The sequence below is a fragment of the Duncaniella dubosii genome (assembly GCF_004803915.1).
Classification (GTDB): domain Bacteria; phylum Bacteroidota; class Bacteroidia; order Bacteroidales; family Muribaculaceae; genus Duncaniella; species Duncaniella dubosii.
The window spans coordinates 3,011,478-3,032,735 of the sequence record NZ_CP039396.1 but is presented as its reverse complement, the minus strand read 5'-3'; the positions used below and the strand labels follow the sequence as shown (position 1 = coordinate 3,032,735).

Here is a 21,258-nt window from a genome sequence, read left to right as displayed (position 1 = left end):
TCTTGAAAATTCTATTTTGATTAATGTAAAGTATACTTGTCTATTTGTAAAAGTTTGTATACCTTTGTGCTGTTCAGTTCACATGACATTATCTCAATAAATATCAGATATGAAGAATCTACTTTTTCCAAGGCAATTCCAAATGGTAGGATGGATGTTCTTTATTCCAGCCATCCTGCTTGGTATTCTTATTTATTGTAGCGTGATAAGTTGTTCAGGAACAATCGAGACCATCATCAACGATGCAGTGATAATTGGCATCACTGTCGGTTCTGTCTTCATCGTCTGCTCCAAAGAGAAGCATGAAGATGAGATGATACAGTCTATCCGGCTTGCATCGTTACTGAATGCCTTGTATATTTATAGCGTAATCCTGATAACTGCTGTTTTGCTGATTAACGGTCTTGCTTTCATTGAGTTTATGACCTTTAATCTTGTGTTATTGCCCCTTATATATGTAGTGGTATTTCGCCTTGAAATTTATCGTTACAATAAAATGAGCGAGGATGAAGAACAGGATTAAGGTTGAGAGGGCAGAAAAAGACGTAACCCAACAGCAATTAGCGGAGGCTGTAGGGGTTAGTCGGCAAACTATCGTTGCTATCGAGAAGAATCGTTTTCTGCCATCAACACCGCTTGCACTCAAAATTAGTCGGTTCTTCGAAAAGCCGGTCGAAACAATATTTATCCTTGAAGATACAGATTAACAACTCTCTAAAATTATATTAATGAAAAGCAAAGTTCGGTTCAGCGCCTACTGTGTTATCGTAACAGTCGCGGTGGTTGCACTATTCTTAATTGGAATAGTTGCAACACGTCATCAATCCGATAAATGTATAGGGTTGAGTGTAATTGCAGTTGTCACTACGCTTGCTGGTCTATTCTACTGCCCGATGAGTGTGAGCACAGATTCCAACTCTGTTAAAATTCACCGACTGCTATCGGGATGCAAGACGTTCAAGTATTCAGATATTGAGGCCGTCGATACTTGCTATCCATCAGCAGGTGGATTAAGGCTATGTGGAAGTGGCGGATTCTTCGGTTACTGGGGCTATTTCAGCGATATTCTCATCGGTCAATATTTTGGTTACTATGCAGACAGAAGACAATGTCTATACATTAAATTGAAAAATAAAAAGCAATATGTAATCAGTTGTGAAAACCATATAGAAATTGTAAAGACCATTCAGAGGAGTTTGAAATAATGTCTTTTCGATCCATTTGTTTTATTGTCATTTTTATATTCCCAAGATTATGGAGCGTTGCTTGGCGAAGAGGCTTATAAAATCTTATATTTAAGCTATTTACCATTGTGGCAGATGTAATGATTAATGGTTGGCCAATGGTTGGAGCGGGTTTGGGTACTACGGATAATACCTAAATTCGCTCCACCATTGAATTGTCTTCTATGTTTGGAAATGAGAAGGAGGGGAAGCATATACAACTATGGTTGCAGTTCCCGGAAGGAGTACCATGTCTACTTTGAACGGCTAATCGTTATATAACGTATGTCGCGTTTCTATTCAGTCCGTGCTATAATGCTATACCCTGATTTTTGAGATATTCTTTATATACACGTGAAAATTGTTCGTTGGCTGCTCGCGGGTAGCGGACTTCGGCAAACACCTGCGCGAGGTTTTCCTTATTGTTCTCTTTGACAAATTGTTTTGAACTTTCAAGATTCTCTTTTTCTGAATAAACTTCACGCAGTTCGTCATCTGACGGATTTACATATCTGCTGTGGTGTACAATTGCTCCGATGGGTAATCGTTCCTGCAATTCCGGCGATTCTGCTGGATAGCCTACCGTAACAGTTATAACCGGCACTACGTCGGATGGCAATCCGAGTGTTTCGGCGATCTGCCCGGCGTTATAGGTTGTAGTACCGAGGTAACATGTGCCGAGACCGTTCATTTCAGCAATGGTTACAAACTGTTGGGCGAAAATAGAAGTGTCTATTACCCCCCATGTGAAACCTTGAAGATTATTTAGCCCCGGCTCTGTGCTGTTAATGCGACACCAATGGTTGAATCGGTTGAAGTCGATGCAGAATGTCAGCACTGCTTTTGCTCCTGTGATGGCCGGCTGATTGAAATGGGCCGGGGACAACCGGGCGATTTCTTCAGGATCGGTTGACACTATTACAGAATAGGTCTGCATATTGCCTGTATTCGCAGCACGTGCGGCATCTTCAAGCATTTTATCAATAAGTTCTATGCTGACAGTACGCGATGGTTCATATCTGCGGATTGTACGGCGTGTTGAGAAATAATTCAAAGTATCCATTAAAATAAAAATGATGTTTATAATAATTAAAATTTACGGTCTTTAGACCCGAACCGAAATTTTCCGCAAGTTACAATTTTATTCGCTGATGTAGATAACTTCGGGGTGATAATTTTGCAATATAGGAAATTATTGACCAACTTTGCACTCCTCAAAGACACCTAATATAAATGGAAAGAAAAAGATACACATTCGAGGAGGCATACGAAGCTTCGGTCAAATATTTTGGTGGTGATGAACTCGCTGCCAGAGTGTGGGTTAGCAAGTATGCCCTTAAGGATTCAGAAGGAAATATCTACGAACTGACCCCTTCCGACATGCACCACCGCATTGCATCGGAACTTGCAAGAATTGAAGCGCATTATCCTAATCCTATGAGTGAGAAGGATATCTACAGCCTTCTTGACAATTTCGATTACATTGTACCGCAAGGAAGCCCGATGGCCGGTATAGGTAATAACTTCCAGACCGGCTCTCTTTCAAACTGCTTCGTTATCGGTCTTGACGGACATCCTGACTCCTATGGCAGTATTATCAAGATTGACGAGGAACAGGTGCAGCTTATGAAGCGTCGTGGCGGTGTCGGTCATGACATGAGTGATCTCCGTCCGAAAGGAACTCCTGTCAAGAATTCAGCTTTGACATCTACGGGGCTTGTTCCGTTCATGGAACGCTATTCCAATTCAACCCGCGAGGTGGCACAGGATGGGCGTCGCGGAGCGTTGATGCTGACTGTAGCAATTAAACATCCGGATTCAGAACGGTTTATCGATGCGAAACTGGAACAAGGAAAAATCACCGGTGCGAATGTCTCTGTCAAAATTGACGATGAATTCATGCGCTGTGTCGAAGAAGAACGTCCTTACACATGCCAGTTCCCGCTTGACAGCAATGATCCGGAAGTAAAGACCGACATAGACGCGAAAGCTCTTTGGGGAAAGATTGTCTACAACGCATGGAAATCGGCCGAACCCGGAGTGCTTTTCTGGGACACTATTCTGCGTGAATCTCTTCCGGACTGCTATGCTGATCTTGGCTTTCAGACTGTATCGACAAACCCATGCGGTGAAATCCCTCTGTGCCCCTACGATAGTTGCCGTCTGCTTGCAATCAACCTTTACTCTTATGTGAAAAATCCGTTTACACCGGAAGCTTATTTCGATTTCGATCTGTTCCGTGAGCATGTCGCCAAAGCTCAGCGTCTGATGGACGACATTATAGACCTCGAAATGGAAAAGATAGATACTATAATAGAGAAAATAAAAGCTGATCCGGAAAATATGGAGGTTAAGGAAACGGAACTTAACCTGTGGTTTAAAATCAAGGCAAAGACGCTCAAGGGACGTCGCACCGGACTCGGAACAACTGGTGAAGGCGACATGATTGCTGCGCTCGGTTTGCGTTACGGCACACCTGAGGCGACTGAGAAATCTGTGGAGGTTCACCGAGCACTTGCTCTTGCGGCTTTCGGCTCATCGGTTCAGATGGCAAAGGAACGCGGAGCGTTTGAAGTATTCGATGCCGCCCGCGAACGAAATAATCCATACATCTGCCGCTTGCGCGAAGTCGCTCCTGAGCTCGTAGCTGATATGGAGAAGCATGGTCGCCGTAACATTGCGTGTCTGACAATTGCTCCGACCGGTACTACGTCACTCATGACCCGTACTTCTTCCGGCATTGAGCCGGTGTTTATGCCTGTATATAAGCGACGCCGCAAAGTGAATGCCAACGACGTTGACGTTCATGTGGATTTTGTGGATGAATCGGGAGATGCTTTCGAGGAGTATATTGTCTATCATCCTAAATTCCTTGAATGGATGCGGATCAGCGGGATTGAACAGCGTCGCGATTTCACACAGGCAGAACTCGATGAACTCGTGTCCAGATCGCCTTACAACAAAGCGACAGCCAATGATATTGACTGGCTTGAAAAAGTGAAGATGCAGGGAGCTGTACAGAAATGGGTTGATCATTCAATCTCAGTAACAATCAATCTGCCCTCGGATACACCTGTCGAACTTGTTGACCGTCTGTATATGGAAGCATGGAAAGCCGGATGCAAAGGATGTACCATCTATCGCGACGGATGTCGGTCGGGAGTATTGATTTCTGTTGGCGAAAACAAGAAAAAGGATCGCGAAAAGGCCGGAGAGGAAAAAGATGAGAATTCTGCCGACGAAGTGAAATCAACATCGGGCGCAGCTGATATGCCGGCTCCGATGTCAAAGGTAAAACGACCGATAGAGCTTGAGGCTGATGTGGTACGTTTCCAGAACAACAAGGAAAAGTGGATTGCGTTTGTCGGTTTGAAAAACGGTCAGCCTTATGAGATTTTCACCGGTCTTGCCGATGATGACGACGGTATTTTCTGTCCTAAATCAGTGTCAAAGGGTAAGATTATCAAGGCCACCGATGACAAGGGCAACAAACGGTATGATTTCCAGTTTATCAACAAACGTGGCTACAAGACTACCATCGAAGGACTCTCCGATAAATTTAATCCTGAATATTGGAACTACGCAAAACTTATTTCAGGTGTATTGCGCTACGGCATGCCGATTGATCAGGTAATCAAGCTTGTAAACGGTCTTGAACTGGACTCTCAGTCAATCAACACATGGAAGATGGGCGTTGAAAGAGCCTTAAAGAAATATCTGCCATCAGGAACTCCTGCAGGCGGACAGAAGTGCCCGAATTGCGGACAGGAAACCCTCATCTATCAGGAAGGTTGCCTTATATGCACATCCTGCGGTTCATCCCGCTGTGGATAAGACATATTGGACTTACGTCGGATTTACAGTATGTCTTTCAGTCTGACTGCGATGTTGTGGTCACTTAAGTAGAGAGGCTTGCGAGGCATATAATCTGAGGAAACAAGTGAAGCGGTGGTGTCTGAAAGGGCATCGCCGCTTACTTTTATCCCTGCAATATCAAGAGCCGTCGGAGTAAAAGAACGTGATGTGGAAAGTAGCTTGCGTGCATTCTTGCGAAGTCTTATACTATTGTCGGGATATGCGGTCCGATATTTTTCAGATAGCCATGCTATAAACGGAACGTGGACCTGATGAATTGACGGACGTGGAGAGGCATGGAGGAAGCGTCCGTGTTCGTCGTCAAAAATGTCTTCTCCATGATCCGAGGTGTATAGGAGTCCGGATTTTACATCATCAAGCGACTCAAGACGGTCGATGCACTCCGAGAGGAAACGGTCTGTGGCTACGATTGTATTGTCGTAAGCGTTGATGAGCTTGTCGCGTTCTTCCTTGACGGCTTCTTTATAGTCGCATGGAGTGAAACGCTTATCAGCATCGCTATATCGGTCAATATAATTGAAATGAGAGCCATAGGTGTGCACGACAATCAGTTGTTTCTTGTTGCCTTGTGCTATTATATTGTCAATCACCGGCAATAATTCTGAATCCGGTTTCCGGTTTGCTTCAATCGGATTTGAGATTCTGTCAAGCTCCTTGATGAATACTGTTGTATCGCTTTCAAAGGCAAAGAAATCTATGAATGAATGATTGTAACGCTGGTTAGAGAGAAATGCAGTTGAAAAACCGGCATCCTTAAACGCTGTCACAATACTCTTTACTTTATAAATATCTGTATCGAAATTGGTCGCATCGACCGGGCTTAGCAGCATCGGAACGCTTTTGTGGGTAGTGTTGCTTTCGCTATAGGCTCGTGTTGATGTAATAATATCGTGGCGACCTGTCAGTTTAGGGTTGGTAGGACGGGTATAGCCGAGCAGCTGCCAGTTTTCCGCCCGCGAAGTCTCTCCGATAACCAACATGTATAGTTCTCGGTCACCCGCAGTATGCGAGGGTACTGCATCATATCGGAATGATGCCGACGTTTGATGATAGTTGCCTGTACGCCGTGTCCTGTCAATCGCAAGATAGATATTATAACCAACGTTGACCGGATAAAGATTACTTGTCGTTGAATATGGTGTCGGAGACGTGAAGGAGCATACGAGTAGTCCGATTCCGATTATGCAGATGCCCGAGGCTACCCTGAAATTACTTTTTACGAATGGTGCATCCAGTAGAGTTCCTTTATGAATGAATATTCCGGCTGCAATCAGAGATGGGACATAAAGTAACATGACAAATGATATGACTGGTGCCAGACTCCCAAGAAGCTCGGTGACTTCCGAAGAGTTTGTCGTCACGAGATTAAGGAACATATCGACCGCAATTATACTTCGACCATATAAAGCCAGCAGAACAATCTGAAATGCCGCGAAGAAGACTAAAGGAAACATCATCCATATCGACCGCCCTATTTTGGGCGAAATACTAAGAAGCAGATACATGATTCCTCCGGGCAGAACAATGTTTGTTAGCGCCCCGAGTGGAGTGAGTTGCTCTGTGAACGAGAGTATTATATTCGGCAGGAGCAAGGAAAGAAGGAAGATATAAAATACAATATTCTTAAACATTACGAACCGGATTAAAAAATTTATGAAACTCCTGAAGGCAACAGTCCCTATATCAAATAGAGATTTAGTGCCATTTCGACTCTTATTTAGAAAGCTTCGTTTATTCCGAAAAGGAAGCCTGAGCCATGCTTCCCGAAGCCGATGTCAAGCCTGACATTCGTGTTCTTTTTAAATTCCCAACGATATCCGATTCCGACCTCAGGGAGCAGGCGTTTGAAACAGATATCAGCCCATTTTTCATATATGCTTCCCACACTCCCCCATATAGCTATCCCGGACCGGCGGTATACATGCTGGCGCAGTTCAAATGTGATATCAGTCGCACACTTGTCGCGGAAACGGCCTTTGTAATAGCCTCTCATTGCGGCTCCGCCGAGCGTAGGCATTTTGCCCCACGGAGTATGACCGTAGGTCCATTTGCCATGAAACCGCGATGCGAGCACTCCTCCTTTCCAGAGAGGAAGATAGAGATTATAGCTCAGTTCCGTACTTGAAAACGAGTGATCTTCGTTTCCGAGAAATCTTGGCGAAAAAAGTTGGATCAATTCAAAGAAATGGCCCCGGTTAGGTCCTGTGAGATTATCGCGTGTATCTGATTGTAGCAATACTCCTGCAGAAATTGTAAAATATCTGAGCGGTTCACCTTCCCAAAGGTCATAGTCAGTAATACTGTGGGCATTAGTATAGCTCATCTCTATGGCAGGGCCTACGAAAAGATTATGGGCAAGCCTCCATTCATAGTCCGAAGACAAGGTTATGTCAAACAGACCGTATTTTGTCTTGTTTGCATCGTCATTATCCATAGCGAAGCCAATCCCCAGAAGTAGGTGCTGAACGACATGAAGTCGAGTTTGTAGTTGATTCGGCGTTTATCTCTTGGATAGACGTGAGTTCCCTCTATGCCTACCGAATAATATTTTTTTGTAGCGAGAGTGCCGGTCAGTGAGACGTTGGATGTCGGCAGAAGAGTGTCAGAAGGACAGGTAGAGTAATCACCGGCTATGACGAGACCTATGCCAAATCCTTTCTCACTTGTATAATAAGGGCCTCCGAGCGGGGCGAAATTGGGGCGCCGTGTGAGCTGTCGTTTGTTTGACTGATGAAAATATTCGATTACACGTGATACGATGTCTTTATGCTCTTTCGACGCGCCCTCTATAACAGCAGAGTCTGTAACAATGATATTCTCCTCCGGCATTTCCTCTGAACGTAGGGGAAATGCCGTGAGAAGTGAAATGATAAATAAATATTGAACGTGACGAAACATGTCTGCAAATTTACATAAATAAATATAGCCGAAAATATATCCGGCACCCTAAGATTGGAAGCTATGGATAATATGTTCGTCTAATTTAGAAACGCCGGAATCTGCAAATAAGTTTCAGTGGAGCCGTGTTATGGCCAGAGAGTAAATACTGATTTCTGAAGTCGGCGAGGCTTTCTTTATTGCCTCGATGCAGCTAAGCATTGTCGCGCCTGTGGTTATTACATCATCGACAAGAAGGATGTGTCTGTCTGTAATCAAGGAGATGTCTTCCACACTGTAGATATTGCGGGTGTTCAACAGGCGCTGGTGGGCGTTTTTACGTGTTTGGGATCTGTGGAATGATGCAGATAGAGTATCCGCAACAGGTATGCCGGTAACCGAGCTGATGCCTTCGGCTATCTCGGTGGCCTGATTATAGCCACGTTGCAGACGTTTGAAAAAGTGCAGGGGAACCGGGACAAGAGCGTCTATACCGTCAAAAAATCCACAGGCATCCAGTTCTGTGGCATGTTCGGCTGCAAGAGTGCGTCCGACGATAGGACGGCTGCGGTATTTCGTATCATGTATGAGACGTGCGTATTCATTTTCCCTGTAGTAATAGAACAATGAGGTTGCCCGTTTAACAGGGTGTCCTATCATGAACAGGCGTTCGTGTATCTCGTTTGGCTGTATTCTGTGCATTCCGGTGAGAGGAAGCGACAGTCGGCAGTCAAGACACATCACATTTTCCCCATTTACAAGTGTCCGCTGGCATACTGTGCATACGTCGGGAAAAATCAGATTGAAGAAGCTTTCGACCCAAAGTCGGGCAGTGGAGATTGTCTGGCTGAGATTCATGGAGAGAGATTTGAGCTTTTATGTTGATGTAAAGATATGTATCATTGATTCTCTTCTGTCAGCATCATGGCTATTTCCGTCCTGAAGATATTGACAATCAAAGGATATTCAAAGCCTCGTGTCATGGCGAATTTGACCACTTTCAGTTTCGACTCACGGCTGAGCGGCCATTCTTTAAGCTGACGTATCTTCGCTTTCATGACACGTAATGCGATTGTTCTGTATTCATCCTCTTCCTCGTCTATGTCATCGCAGGCATGGTCAATAATATCCGGCGGAAGACGTTTTACCCAAAGTCCCTGACAAATTTTACGTCGACCCCAACCGCTGAAATGGAGCTTGTCGTGGGCATAGGCTTTTGCAAAACGCATATCGTCAAGAAAATTAAGCTCCTCAAGCCGTCGGATGATTTTTGCTGAATCAGATGCGTTGATTCCCCATGAAGCAAGCTTTTTAAGTATGTCGGGGGAACATTGTTCGCAGCGGGCACAGAGATCTGCCGCCCTCGAAAGTGCATTGTCGAATGTCAGAGGAGCTTTTCGCTTTAACATATTTCGTTCGTGTCAGTTGGCTGTCCGATTACTTTTCTGCAATCAAGAAGCGGGTCTTACCATACATGTCAGGCAGAAGGTTTACGTCCTTCCATCCTTCGCTTTCCATCCATGATTTTAGCTGAGAGGACGTTAGTGGATTTACCTCAAAATATAACCGTCCATTGTCTATCAGAGCTGTCTTGGCATAAGAAGCTATGGCTTTATAGAATTTAAGACCGTCATCATCGGGACGAAAAGGGCTACGTGCGGTTCGTGGTCAAGAACATTTTTGTCTATTCCTGCTTTTTCACTTTCAAGCACATAGGGAGGATTCGAGACAATGATGTCAAACTCATTTTCCACTTTGGAGAGATTAAGGGCATCGGCCTTGAAAAAATTGACATCCACTTTCAAGGCTGACGTATTTTCGCGGGCGACGGCAAGCGCATCGTCTGAAATATCAAAGCCTGAGACCTCGGGAAAATCAAGCGATCTGGCCAGTGCCACAGCTATACATCCTGAGCCTGTACATACATCAAGCACCTTGAGATCAGACTTGGTATTGTCCTTGACTATTATGTCGACAAGCTCTTCTGTCTCCGGGCGAGGTATCAGTACAGCGGGATTGACTTTCAGCGTCATGCCATGCCAATAAGTATCTCCATAGATATACTGCACAGGTTCACCTTCAAGTAATCTGTCGGTTGCGTCATCAACACGTCCGACAATAAAATCCGAAACTTCTTTGTCAGCACGCAAGGCAAGTTCAACCTGATTCCAGCCTTTGATATGTTCCATAATTGTTCTGAATAACCAACGAGCCTCGCGGTCACCATAAATCGGTGCGAGTTTTTTACAGGTACTGTCGTATAATTGTCGAAGAGTAGTCATGATAATATTAATCAATAGATACAAGCAATTGGATATACAATGCTTTCAGAATATGACAATAGCATTATTTTAGAGAACCGTTTTCGGCCATCGGAAGTTCGATGGCAAATGTCGTGCCGACACCGATTTCCGATTTTTTTACATAGATGAGACCTCCGTGGTATTCCTCTATTATTCGCTTTGTGAGAGTCAGTCCCAGTCCCCATCCCCGGCTTTTGGTCGTGAATCCGGGATTGAAAATCGCTTTCTGATTTTTGCGTGCGATTCCTTTGCCTGTATCTGAAATTTCAATAATCGCTTTGGTTTTTTCCGGTCTGATTGCAATATCGATTTTTCCGCTGCCTTCCATTGCATCGACGGCATTTTTTATCAGATTTTCCATCACCCACTCGGTCAGCGGGGGAGACAGCGTGACAATCAATGGTTCATGCCAAGGCATCAGTGTCAGTCGTATGCGCCGAGATATACGCGATGACATATAGTCGGAGGCATGGCTCACGATTTCATTTATATCATAGATTTCCATCGACGGGCGCGACCCTATTTTTGAAAAACGTGACGCTATAGTCGACAGCCGTTTGACATCCTTGTTCATCTCTGCGACAGTTTCGGGGCTTACACCGGACTCTTCAAGAAGTTCCATCCAAGCCATGAGTGATGAAATAGGAGTCCCGAGCTGATGTGCGGTTTCTTTGGAAAGTCCGACCCAGACTTTGTTCTGTTCAGCTCGTTTGGTCGAAGAAACCGCATAGTAGACAATCAGGACGAAAGCCAACAGCACAAGCAGCTGTACGTAGGGATAAAATCCCAAGCTTCTCAATACTTTGGAATCCTCATAGTATAGCCATTGTTTTCCGGCTTCACCCATGTCAATTTCAATCACGTTGGGGAATTGCGCAGCTCGTCAAGTTTTTTGTCAAGGAAACTGCGGTTCACATCGCTGAGCGACAGCGATAGTGAATCAGGCGGTTCCGGCAGCGAGAAGTTGCGCTGCATGATGATTTCTCCTGTCTCGTCGGTCAGAAGCACTGGTATAGTGCGGTTTCGTTCGATAATCGACAGAAGGAAATCGACGTTAGAACCAGACTGACTATCGGGGTTCACGGGATTGACAAGTTCACGGGTGGCATCAGCCCAGATTTGCATGCGCTCGCGCTCTTGTTGCGAAAGGTCTTTGACCAGCGAGTCGGAGTAAAACAGGAATACGCTGACAACCACTACAGACAGCAGCAGGAATCCGATAACGCCACGACGGCGGATGTCATATATATTCCGGACCAATTTGAAACGGGATATGAAAGTTTAGACGTGATGAGAAAATGGTAAATAGAAGAAAAGACAAGTTGCCAAGGATATGCAACAATTGTTGTGTGCGCGCACCTCAAGACAACTTGTCAAATCTTATATCATAATGTGGTTCACCGGAATGAACGCATCTGATTAATGCTTATCGTCGACTACGGGACAACCTGAGCAGCGGTTTGAAATTTCAGTAAAGAAATCATTGCCCTTGTCGTCGACAAGAATGAAAGCGGGGAAGTCTTCCACCTCGATTTTCCATATCGCTTCCATGCCGAGTTCGGGATATTCGAGAAGCTCCACTTTCTTGATGCTGTTCTGCGCAAGGATTGCTGCCGGGCCACCGATTGAGCCAAGATAGAAACCGCCATGCTTATGGCATGCGTCGGTCACCTGCTTGCTGCGGTTGCCCTTTGCAATCATCACCATAGAGCCACCTGCCGACTGGAACTGGTCAACATAGGAGTCCATACGACCCGCAGTTGTCGGGCCGAATGAGCCTGAAGGCATTCCTTCCGGAGTCTTGGCCGGGCCTGCGTAATAAATGGGATGGTCTTTGAGGTACTGAGGCATAGGTTCGCCCTTGTCAAGACGCTCTTTAATCTTTGCGTGTGCGATGTCACGTCCAACGATAATGGTGCCGTTAAGCGACAGGCGTGTTGCAACAGGATATTTTGTCAGCTCTTCAAGAATTTCAGACATCGGACGGTTAAGGTCAATCTTCACAGCGTTGCCTTCGCCCTGCTTGCGGTATTCCTCGGGGATGAGTTCGCCGGGGTTGCTGTCGAGTTTCTCGACCCAGAGACCTTCACGGTTGATTTTTGCTTTGATATTACGGTCAGCCGAGCAAGAAACGCCGAGCCCTACGGGGCAGGATGCACCGTGGCGGGAAGACGGATCACACGGATGTCGTGAGCGAAATATTTACCTCCGAACTGTGCGCCAAGACCAAGACGTTCGGCTTCTTTCTTCAAGACAGCTTCGAGTTCTTTGTCGCGGAAAGCATGGCCGAGTTCGTTGCCGTGGTCAGGAAGATTGTCATAATATTTGACAGATGCCTTCTTCACTGTTTCAAGGTTCTTTTCGGCGGAAGTACCTCCGATGACAAATGCGATGTGATAAGGAGGGCAGGCTGCAGTTCCGAGGCTCTTCATTTTCTCCACGAGGAAGGGCACGAGAGTTTTCGGGTTGAGAATTGCTTTGGTCTCCTGATAGAGATATGTCTTGTTGGCCGAGCCACCGCCCTTGGCAACGAAAAGGAATTTGTATTCGTCACCTTCGCCGGCGTGGATGTCAATCTGCGCGGGAAGGTTGCAGCCGGTATTTACCTCGTCATACATAGTAAGAGGTGCGTTCTGCGAATAGCGGAGATTGTCGGTAGTGTAAGTCAGATATACACCTTTGCTGATTTTTTCTTCATCGTCACAGCCTGTATAGACATTCTGGCCTTTTTCACCATGCACGATAGCTGTGCCTGTGTCCTGACAGAAGGGGAGAGCGCCCTTGGCTGCTACTTCGGCGTTGCGGAGCATTGTGAGGGCTACAAACTTGTCGTTTTCCGAGGCTTCGGGGTCTGAAAGAATTTTAGCTACCATTTCGTTATGCTCGCGACGAAGCATGAATGCGTTGTCGTGGGTACATGCACGTGCAAGCACTGTCAGAGCTTCTGGGTCAATGACGAGAAATTCATGACCGCCCCAGTTTTCAACCTTCACGTAATCGGAGGTGAGTTTGTAGTATTCGGTCGTATCAGGGCCAAGCGGGAACATTGGCTGATACTTGAAAGGTTTGGTTGCCATTATGAAATTAAAATTTGATGATTTTACACTTGGGAAACCCCATAGGGTTTCTTTGGATGACAAATTTACAAACTTAATTTCAAACGGCAAGCGAAAAGTTTTAAAAGTTTAGAGTCGTTTAGGTTGGACAGATTAGAGTTAAGTATAAGAGAGGTATGCGCTTGTGGCAGCAGGTAAGCCATATTCTTATTTAATCCATATGATTTACCCGACCTGCGCAAGCGCATACTAAATTTAGCTTCTCGGATGTTGAGGTTGAATGCGTAGAATTTTAATATTATCGACGTACTTTACGGACAGAGCCATCCGACATTTTGATAATGTAGACGCCTTTTGTTCTGTTTATCCATCGGTCGAAGGCTAATCTGCCGTTGATGTCATAAACTGAGATTATTGAAGCTTTTTGCTGAGGAGATAAAATATCCTCAATAGCTGATGTAGGTATACCGACTACATTATACATCCACAAATCGGACTGACTTTGGTAAAGGTCGTATGATTCCTCTGGAACATATATCGACAATTTCTGGGCAAATGGCCGTTCCCGATTAGTCAATGGACCATCAAATGCAGGAGGCTCAATAGAATTGAAGTAGATTGCATTTAATGAATTACACCAGTCAAAGACCAAATTACCTAAATAATGAGAGGAAGAAGGTATATTTATGGTAATTAAACCTGTAGAACTAAAGGCTTCTGCGCCAATAGAATCAGTTCCCAGCGGTAGATGGATGTCATTCAGATTCAGACATCCGGTAAAAGCAGATTCACCTATTGAAAGACGCTCTGCATCTTCGCCTGTAGAACGAGAGCTAATGTTGCGAGGCCTGAACGTTACCTCCTTTAATTCTCGGCAACCAATAAACATACAATACGGGATTTTGTTGACTTTGGGGCCAATTGTGACTGCTTGCAGAGAGTCACAACGCTCAAATATAAAGGCGGACTTAAAATAATTACCACCGAAAGATGTTCCGCGATATTCTAAAAGAGGGAATGAGTTTTTGGCGTTGTATTCTACAAATCTCAGATCAGGACAATACCCAAAAACACTAGCACCAATTGTATCAACTGATTCTGGAATTACGATAGATTCAAAACCACTACAAAAAGTAAAGGCTTCCGACCCCAAATATTTTACAAATTCTAATTTTGGCTCAGAATTGAATTTACATCCGCCAAAAGCGTATTTCCCAATATGAGTCAACTTTGTGGGAAAATTTTTAAAAGTCAAGGGTGCTGACAATGTAGATGTCCCTGAAAAACAATTTTCACCGATATAAGCTAATTCTGAATTTTCAGGATCTTCAAATTCCACTGTCTTCAAAGTTGATGTATTATAAAATATATTATCATATAATCTGGTGACTTGTGGCCCAATTATAGCCTTTTTCAAAGAAGAATGGTTACCGAAAATAGATTTCGTGACTCCTAATTCCCAATTCAATAATTGATATTGAAGACTACGACTGTAAATATATACTGTACCAACTGCACTATTGCTGAATACCTCACCTCCTATAAAACGTAGATTTTCAGGGAGTGTTACCGTTGAGAGTGTTGAGCAATTATAAAAAGCCTGATATTCCAAAGTCTCCAAACTTTTAGGCAATGTACACCAGAATTTAGGGCATTCGGAAAATGCCTTTTGTCCGATTCGTTTTAGTGATGACGGTAATTTCACCTCACCCAATAACTTGAAGCCACTAAACACCTCGTTGCCAATTTCCAAAAGTGATTCGGGTAATTGTAATGTCTTTATGTTTTCCTTTAACTCATTCGGGAATGCGTAACCAAAACCATCACTTATCGCAATTGTGCCTTCACGAAAAGAAAAAGTATCTCCTTCATGCTTATATGATGAATCATATTTGTAAGCTATATTGGCGATGTATGTAATTCCATCTTCACTTCTAATGCTTTCGATCCAAGGTGTACCATAAAACGCATATGCTCCTATTTGCTGTATTGAATTTGGAATCGTGACATCTGTCACATTACGACAATCACTGAAAGCCGAGCTTCCAATTCTTTCCAAACTTTCAGGAAATATAAGTTCTTTAAATTTAGGATATGCATTTTTAGTACCATTAAATGCACACTCTCCTATGATTTTAAGATGTGGAGATAAAATAATGGATGCTATGTTCGTGCCACGGAATGTTCCATATTGAATAGTATCAAGTTTATTTAGATTTATGTCGCACTCGAGATTCACGGCATAAGCGAACGCTTCTTTGCCGATTGACTCCACATTATCAAGATTGATACTTTTAATGGCAGAGCCATTAAAAGCTCCGTCTCCAATTTTTCTGACGGTTGACGGTAGTGACATATTTCTTACCGCCGTATAATAAAAAGCTTGAGATTCAATGGTTATTAGGCTGGATGGCAAGTTCACTATTTCAAGAGATCTACAATCTTTGAAAGCTTGTTTGCCAATAATTTTTGCATTTTGAGGTAATATTACATCTTTAAGTGTTGTATTATAGGAATTACCGGAAAAAATATATTCCCCTATATTTGTCAGCGATTTCGGAAGAATAATTTTCTCAAATGAGCTATTTCCATAAAATGCTCCCGACAAATCATTGCAGAAGATGTGGTCATAGACATTACTTCCGCCCAATCCATTGCTACGACTTTCGGTGAATGTTTTATAAGTATTGGAGATGTAATAAATGTTGTAACTATAACCGTAAGCTCCACCCGGAGCACTACCGACACGTATAGTTTTGTAGGATTCATCACTGGGGATAAGTGTGACATCGCTCAAATCAAGTGTTTCAATCATAGCAACCTTATTCTTTCCACTGGTGAGATAGGCGATGTCGACTGCGTTCAGTCCTCCTTTGATGGTCAAGGATTCAAACCGCGACGATTCAAGGTCATCGATTACTTTTTGCAAAGTACCGGGAACTTTAATTTCTACTACTTCCTTTGTCGTTTGTGCATGAATGGATAACTGTGCAACCCAAAGCATTGAAAGCACACATAACAATTTCTTAAATTTAAGATTCATGGGTTAATTTTTTAGCCTTCGGGTTTCCCTCGTTAGACACTTTGGAGGAATAAGAAATATGCGTGGAAACCATACTATCACTCGTTCCCACTTTCTGAGGCCTTCGCATTGCCCAATCAGAATAGAAACGAGCAACGCAGAGACCCACGCATTATAGGAACCAATCCTTTTCGGAATGTTTCATAACGAGTAAGGCATCTACCGCTGCTGAATTCATGATTGTGATTTTGAAATTTGCGAAGTTTCAGAAAATCAAGAATAAGCGCAAGTAAACGCACAGTAAATAAAAATACAGGACGAATAGGGTTAGAAACTCTATTCTAAATATTTCGTCCAATATCCGCAAATGTAAATAATATATTTTTATAATCAAAATAATAGCAGAATTTTTGACTGCTGCTAACTGTGAATATTTGCAATTGTTGTTGACTCAAATTTTGTAATTGCACCAAAATTAAGAGAATAGATATCAGTCAATGCAAAGTCCGATGATGTTTATGACAAGGCCAATGATAGCAACTATGCTGCCGATATGGATATAGCGTTTATACTTATCGGCAAGAGTCCGGTCGGACGGTGTGCCTTTTGCCATTCTTAAATGTGCATATTTGAGTCTGCTCACAATTCTGATACCAAATCCTATCAGAAAAACGATTATTCCAATCCAGTAGAGATTCATAGTCTTGACTATATGAATTTTTTTCGTGGTTAATTTAATCCGATTATAATTCCAATTCCTGTTATAATTGCCCCTGCAATTATGAGAACAAATCCCGGACGACTATATTTCCGAAGCCGTTTTTTTATCTCATTAAATTCCGTGAAATCAGTCGGTGACAACCCCTTTGTATAGACTGCCCCTTTGATTGAAGCAATCAATATAAATGTCAATCCTATGAGAAGCAGCGACAGCCCTCCATATATAAGAATATCAGTCATATTGATGGAACTATTATTATAACTTTAAACGCGCCATCATGTGTGTAAGTTCGGTTACAAGACAGCATTTTATCTCCGCTTACATTTCTGCTGTATGAACCGGCGTTGGCTACGATTGAGAAACGGTATATTCCGAATATATTCGTCAACGATTTCATCGGTTATTTCTTCATCAATTTCGTCTGGCCTGATCGTTGCGGATAGAGCTGATGAGATTGATGAAGAAATTGATGTCAGGTTATCGTTGTGCATGAGCGGACCGTTCGGATTGAAACGTCTCGGTCCGTTTGTGCTGTCTGTATTTGACGGCACAGGTGTCGGAACGGACTGTTCCGGCGCTGACGGATGCTTCCTGACGCGGCATCGGGCTTTGGCAGAGCGTTCAATGGCACGGTCGATTTCAGGGCGAAGGATCGTGAATATAAGCAGAATTTCCCGAGGCAATGATTTGGTGGGAATAATGCTTTCTGAAATGTATTTTTCGATGGCTGATAGGGTTGCCGATTTGATTGCATCGCCATTGGTCAACAGTCCGCATGTCTCGGCCAGCCGTGCGATGATATAGCTACGGAATTTTTTGAAATCTGACGTGGCATAGTTGCTGTGGACGGAGTGAATGGTGTCGTTTTCATTGGGAAGGGGCTTAACTTTGTTTGATGCAACAAAGTTAAGCCCCTATTATGTCGAAAAAGGTGCGATAATGCAAAAACAGGTAATAGAATTTATTTCAGATTTACGACCGTAATGCCTGCACCGCCGAAACGCACATCTTCGTCATGGAACGACTCGATACCGGGGGTGGTGGAGAGCAGTGCGCGGACGGCCTGACGTAATGCGCCTGTCCCTGTTCCGTGTAGAATCCGCACACGGGCTATGCTGAAACGAATAGCATCGTCAATGAAATAGGTAACTGCTTGAATCGCTTCGTCGGCACGCATGCCTCGCAGGTCAATTTCCTGTTTGAAGTTTAGCTGACGTTCATAACCCGAATCGATTGTCTGCATCGAGACGGTTGATTTCGCGTTGGATTTAGGCTGAGCGTTTGTAGCTGTAAGGCGGTCAAGCTTGACATTGGTTTTGAGATTGCCAAAAGCCACGATGGCATTCTTGCCGGAAATCTCAAGGACTGTTCCTACCGTTCCTGCTCCGTCGAGCTTTACGTTTGTACCGATTACGATTTCCGATTTAGCTATAGTCTGCCCGGAAGGCTTTGGCTCACTGTTGCCTTTTTTCTTCTTTGGCGCTTTTGAGAGAATGGCGTTGTTGTCACGATGGTTTCTGGCATCTTTCTCAAGGGCAAGACGTTCTTCTTTAAGCTTACGTCGTGCTTCGAGAGTGCGTTCTCGCTCGGCATTTGCCTGCTTGATGTCGGCTATGGTGCGCTCGATTGCCGCGTTTGACGAGTCGAGAATCTTCCGGGCTTCGGCGCGGGCCTCCTCGATGATGTCGCGGCGTTTGCTGCGGAGCTGTTCGGCATCTTCGGAATACTGTGCAAGCATCTGTTCGAGCTTCTTTTCCTTCTGGCGGATGGCCGTGCGCTTATTTTCCCAATAGCGTTTGTCGCGTGTGATGTCAAGAAGATAGTTGTCGAGGTTCACATATTCTTTCCCGACTATATCTTCCGCGGCAGAAATGATTTCTGACGGGAGACCGATTTTGCGTGCGATTTCGACCGCAAACGACGAACCGGGATTGCCTATCGACAGCTTGAACATCGGTTGCATAAGATGCCTGTCGTAGAGCATAGAGCCATTAATAAGTCCGGGTGTATCCTCGGCAAATTGTTTGAGTATCTGGTAGTGGGTGGTGACTATACCCCACATCTCTTTTGCATTCATTTGTTCGAGAATCGCGCGGGCGAGTGCTCCACCGATTTGCGGTTCTGTTCCTGATCCCATTTCGTCAATAAGGAATAAAGACCCTTTGCGTCCGCGCTGGAGCATGAATTTCATGCTGCGCAGGTGACTGCTGTAGGTCGACAGGTCATCCTCAAACGACTGGTCGTCGCCGATGTCGACAAACATGTCCTTGAACACTCCGAAGTGTGAGTTGTCGTAGACTGGCGGAAGTATGCCACACTGGAGCATGTATTGCAGAGTGCCGACAGTTTTAAGACAAACCGATTTACCTCCGGCGTTAGGACCTGAAATGACAAGTATGCGTTCATTTTTGTCAAGCCGGATGTCAATCGGGACAATTTCACGGTTATGTCGTTCGAGTGACAATTTCAGTACCGGATGACAGGCATGGTACCATTCCATCTCCGCGCTGTCGTGGAGATTGGGCATAGTGCCTCCGACTGCATCCGCATAGTGTGCCTTGGCGTTGATGAAGTCGAGATGGTATATTATGGATGCTCCCGTCTGCATTTCCTGAATGTGCGGACGAAGCTGGTCGGCGATGGAAGTAAGTATGCGTATAATCTCCCTGTGTTCTTCGAGCTGAAGCTCTCGGGTAAGGTTGTTGGCCTCCACAACTTCGGCCGGCTCGATAAAAAGAGTCTTGCCGGAAGCGGATTCATCGTGGACGATACCTTGTATCTTACGTTTGTTCATCGGAGGAACCGGTATCACAAGTCGTCCGTCACGTACGGCCGGAGTCGTGTCAGGTTCGAGCCAGCCCTGTGAGATTGCCGAACTTAGCACTCGACGGAGTATCGAATTGACACGGCCAGACATTCCGCGCAGCCGTGAACGGATTTCAGCCAGTGTCGGTGAGGCATTATCCTTGACAAGCCCTGAAGTAGTGTCGATGGCATGGTCGATAAGCATCCCGAGTGATGGTGGAATATATGACAGTTCCTCGGCAATATCTGTCAATACAGGGTAGGGGGTACGGCCATCTGTCTTGTGGCGGTGGAGAAATGTAGCTACAGCACCGAAACAGTCAAGCATACGGCGCACTCTCACGAGATCCTTTATTTCAAGGAATGTTCCGGGAATTTTTATGACAGCAAGGTTTCGGTCGATGTCACTCACTCCTTCGAGCGGGACAGTCTCGTCGCTATGGTTAGCGGAAAGCATCTCGTTGACAGCAGTGAGTGCCGTGCGTATGGCATTAAAGTCGGCGAGAAAAGCCATTTCTTCGCAGCGTGTACGTGATCCTTCACAGTGGCAACGAGCGGATATTTCGGTTCTGACTCCGCTAAATCCTATTTTCTCTTCAATTCGTTCGGGGTAAATCATACTGCAAAATTATGAAAAAATCGGCAATAGTTGAAACTAAACAGTATATAAGAATCTTTAAATATACAATAGGGATTTTATTGTTTGAGAGCTGGATTATTAACCATCTGATAATAAGAAAACTTTCCAGACAGTCAAATGGTTATATCATTAAATATCTTTTAAATAGACAACCATAAATTTCCAATTATGAAACCTAAGGCATTAATCTCGGGAATAGCTTCATTGGCTATCCTGTTTGGGGCTGCCGACGCAGTGGCCCAGATTCTGGTTGGTAATGGCGGTAATCCCGGTATTGCAATTTCGGGTTCTGCAAACTATGCTCAACTGCCAAAAAAGGCTCAGGCATTCATTGAAAAGCATTTCAAGGATGCCGGTGTGATGAAATGTGAAAAATATTTCGCCAAAGGCAAATATGAGGTTGAATTGCGCAATGGCGTCGATCTTGAATTCAACACAAAGGGTGATTTGATCGAAGTCGATGCTCCTGACAACACTGTCCTCCCGATTGCAGTAGTCAAGGATGTGATGCCACGAAAGGCATACGGGCGACTTGAAAAAGATGGTTTGGCCGGCATGGTTGAAACAATCGAGTTAAACCGTGGCAAGGTTTACGAAGTTGATCTTAATATTGCCGGACCTGACACGTATGTCTTTGATGTAGATGGTGTATTTCTTGCTATCGAAGATTAGATTATAGCGACAACAGCACGGCTCGCTTGTGAGCAAGAATGACAGATGGAATACACATGTGCT

The 21,258-nt window shown here is 44.4% G+C and carries 18 protein-coding genes and 1 pseudogene; 6 read left to right on the top strand and 13 right to left on the bottom strand.

Features of this window, described 5'->3' with window-relative positions; all coding sequences use genetic code 11:
• Positions 1 to 109 precede the first annotated feature (109 nt).
• Genes E7747_RS13535 through E7747_RS13525 form a run of 3 tightly spaced genes read left to right on the top strand, consistent with a single transcriptional unit; the run spans position 110 to position 1,205 of the window.
• The gene (locus E7747_RS13535; protein WP_123614406.1) at positions 110 to 523 is read left to right on the top strand and encodes a hypothetical protein; all 414 of its coding nucleotides are present in this window, start codon (positions 110 to 112) and stop codon (positions 521 to 523) included.
• Positions 507 to 707 carry a helix-turn-helix transcriptional regulator gene (locus E7747_RS13530; protein ID WP_123614405.1) on the top strand — a complete coding sequence of 67 codons (201 nt, stop codon included), beginning with the start codon at positions 507 to 509 and terminating at the stop codon, positions 705 to 707. The genes E7747_RS13535 and E7747_RS13530 overlap by 17 nt, the downstream gene beginning before the upstream one ends.
• 21 nt (positions 708 to 728) lie before the next feature.
• Positions 729 to 1,205 carry a PH domain-containing protein gene (locus E7747_RS13525; protein WP_123614404.1) on the top strand — a complete coding sequence of 159 codons (477 nt, stop codon included), beginning with the start codon at positions 729 to 731 and terminating at the stop codon, positions 1,203 to 1,205.
• Positions 1,206 to 1,533: 328 nt separating this feature from the next.
• Here E7747_RS13525 and E7747_RS13520 read toward each other — a convergent pair whose 3' ends face one another.
• Complete coding sequence (locus E7747_RS13520; protein WP_136416533.1) at positions 1,534 to 2,286, bottom strand: nitroreductase family protein; 753 nt, start codon at positions 2,284 to 2,286, stop codon at positions 1,534 to 1,536.
• Between the two features lie 170 nt (positions 2,287 to 2,456).
• On the opposite strand from E7747_RS13520, the gene E7747_RS13515 reads away from it, so the two are divergent.
• Entirely contained in the window at positions 2,457 to 5,057 is a 2,601-nt protein-coding gene (locus E7747_RS13515; protein ID WP_136416531.1) for an adenosylcobalamin-dependent ribonucleoside-diphosphate reductase, read from the top strand.
• A 23-nt stretch (positions 5,058 to 5,080) separates the two neighbouring features.
• Here E7747_RS13515 and E7747_RS13510 read toward each other — a convergent pair whose 3' ends face one another.
• The 11 genes and pseudogenes from E7747_RS13510 to E7747_RS17295 all read right to left on the bottom strand — a co-directional run bounded on the left by E7747_RS13510 (position 5,081) and on the right by E7747_RS17295 (position 16,970).
• On the bottom strand, positions 5,081 to 6,730 hold the full coding sequence (locus E7747_RS13510; protein WP_136416529.1) for a phosphoethanolamine transferase: 1,650 nt from the start codon (positions 6,728 to 6,730) through the stop codon (positions 5,081 to 5,083).
• Positions 6,731 to 6,816: 86 nt separating this feature from the next.
• Positions 6,817 to 7,533 carry a BamA/TamA family outer membrane protein gene (locus E7747_RS13505; RefSeq protein WP_136416528.1) on the bottom strand — a complete coding sequence of 239 codons (717 nt, stop codon included), beginning with the start codon at positions 7,531 to 7,533 and terminating at the stop codon, positions 6,817 to 6,819.
• Positions 7,485 to 7,928, bottom strand: coding sequence for a hypothetical protein (locus E7747_RS13500; protein WP_136416526.1), 444 nt, complete (start codon positions 7,926 to 7,928; stop codon positions 7,485 to 7,487). The genes E7747_RS13505 and E7747_RS13500 overlap by 49 nt, the downstream gene beginning before the upstream one ends.
• Before the next feature lie 183 nt (positions 7,929 to 8,111).
• Entirely contained in the window at positions 8,112 to 8,834 is a 723-nt protein-coding gene (locus E7747_RS13495) for a ComF family protein (protein WP_136416524.1), read from the bottom strand.
• 41 nt (positions 8,835 to 8,875) lie between these two features.
• On the bottom strand, positions 8,876 to 9,385 hold the full coding sequence (locus tag E7747_RS13490) for a regulatory protein RecX (protein ID WP_123614398.1): 510 nt from the start codon (positions 9,383 to 9,385) through the stop codon (positions 8,876 to 8,878).
• A gap of 195 nt (positions 9,386 to 9,580) precedes the next feature.
• Positions 9,581 to 10,258, bottom strand: coding sequence for a N5-glutamine methyltransferase family protein (locus E7747_RS13485; protein ID WP_136416522.1), 678 nt, complete (start codon positions 10,256 to 10,258; stop codon positions 9,581 to 9,583).
• 64 nt (positions 10,259 to 10,322) lie between these two features.
• Entirely contained in the window at positions 10,323 to 11,141 is an 819-nt protein-coding gene (locus E7747_RS13480; RefSeq protein WP_228449174.1) for a sensor histidine kinase, read from the bottom strand.
• Positions 11,138 to 11,539, bottom strand: coding sequence for a hypothetical protein (locus E7747_RS17055; RefSeq protein WP_228449173.1), 402 nt, complete (start codon positions 11,537 to 11,539; stop codon positions 11,138 to 11,140). The genes E7747_RS13480 and E7747_RS17055 overlap by 4 nt, the downstream gene beginning before the upstream one ends.
• A gap of 159 nt (positions 11,540 to 11,698) precedes the next feature.
• Positions 11,699 to 13,356, bottom strand: a pseudogene (locus E7747_RS13475) (fumarate hydratase).
• 277 nt (positions 13,357 to 13,633) lie between these two features.
• Complete coding sequence (locus tag E7747_RS13470; protein ID WP_136416520.1) at positions 13,634 to 16,378, bottom strand: leucine-rich repeat domain-containing protein; 2,745 nt, start codon at positions 16,376 to 16,378, stop codon at positions 13,634 to 13,636.
• A gap of 469 nt (positions 16,379 to 16,847) precedes the next feature.
• The gene (locus E7747_RS17295) at positions 16,848 to 16,970 is read right to left on the bottom strand and encodes a hypothetical protein (protein WP_262710049.1); all 123 of its coding nucleotides are present in this window, start codon (positions 16,968 to 16,970) and stop codon (positions 16,848 to 16,850) included.
• 597 nt (positions 16,971 to 17,567) lie between these two features.
• Here E7747_RS17295 and E7747_RS13465 point away from each other — a divergent pair.
• The gene (locus tag E7747_RS13465) at positions 17,568 to 17,882 is read left to right on the top strand and encodes a hypothetical protein (protein WP_136416519.1); all 315 of its coding nucleotides are present in this window, start codon (positions 17,568 to 17,570) and stop codon (positions 17,880 to 17,882) included.
• 157 nt (positions 17,883 to 18,039) lie between these two features.
• On the opposite strand, the gene E7747_RS13460 is transcribed toward E7747_RS13465, so the two are convergent.
• The gene (locus E7747_RS13460; RefSeq protein ID WP_136416517.1) at positions 18,040 to 20,502 is read right to left on the bottom strand and encodes an endonuclease MutS2; all 2,463 of its coding nucleotides are present in this window, start codon (positions 20,500 to 20,502) and stop codon (positions 18,040 to 18,042) included.
• Positions 20,503 to 20,691: 189 nt separating this feature from the next.
• Here E7747_RS13460 and E7747_RS13455 point away from each other — a divergent pair, with 189 nt between their 5' ends.
• Complete coding sequence (locus E7747_RS13455) at positions 20,692 to 21,195, top strand: PepSY-like domain-containing protein (protein WP_136416515.1); 504 nt, start codon at positions 20,692 to 20,694, stop codon at positions 21,193 to 21,195.
• Positions 21,196 to 21,258: the final 63 nt, after the last annotated feature.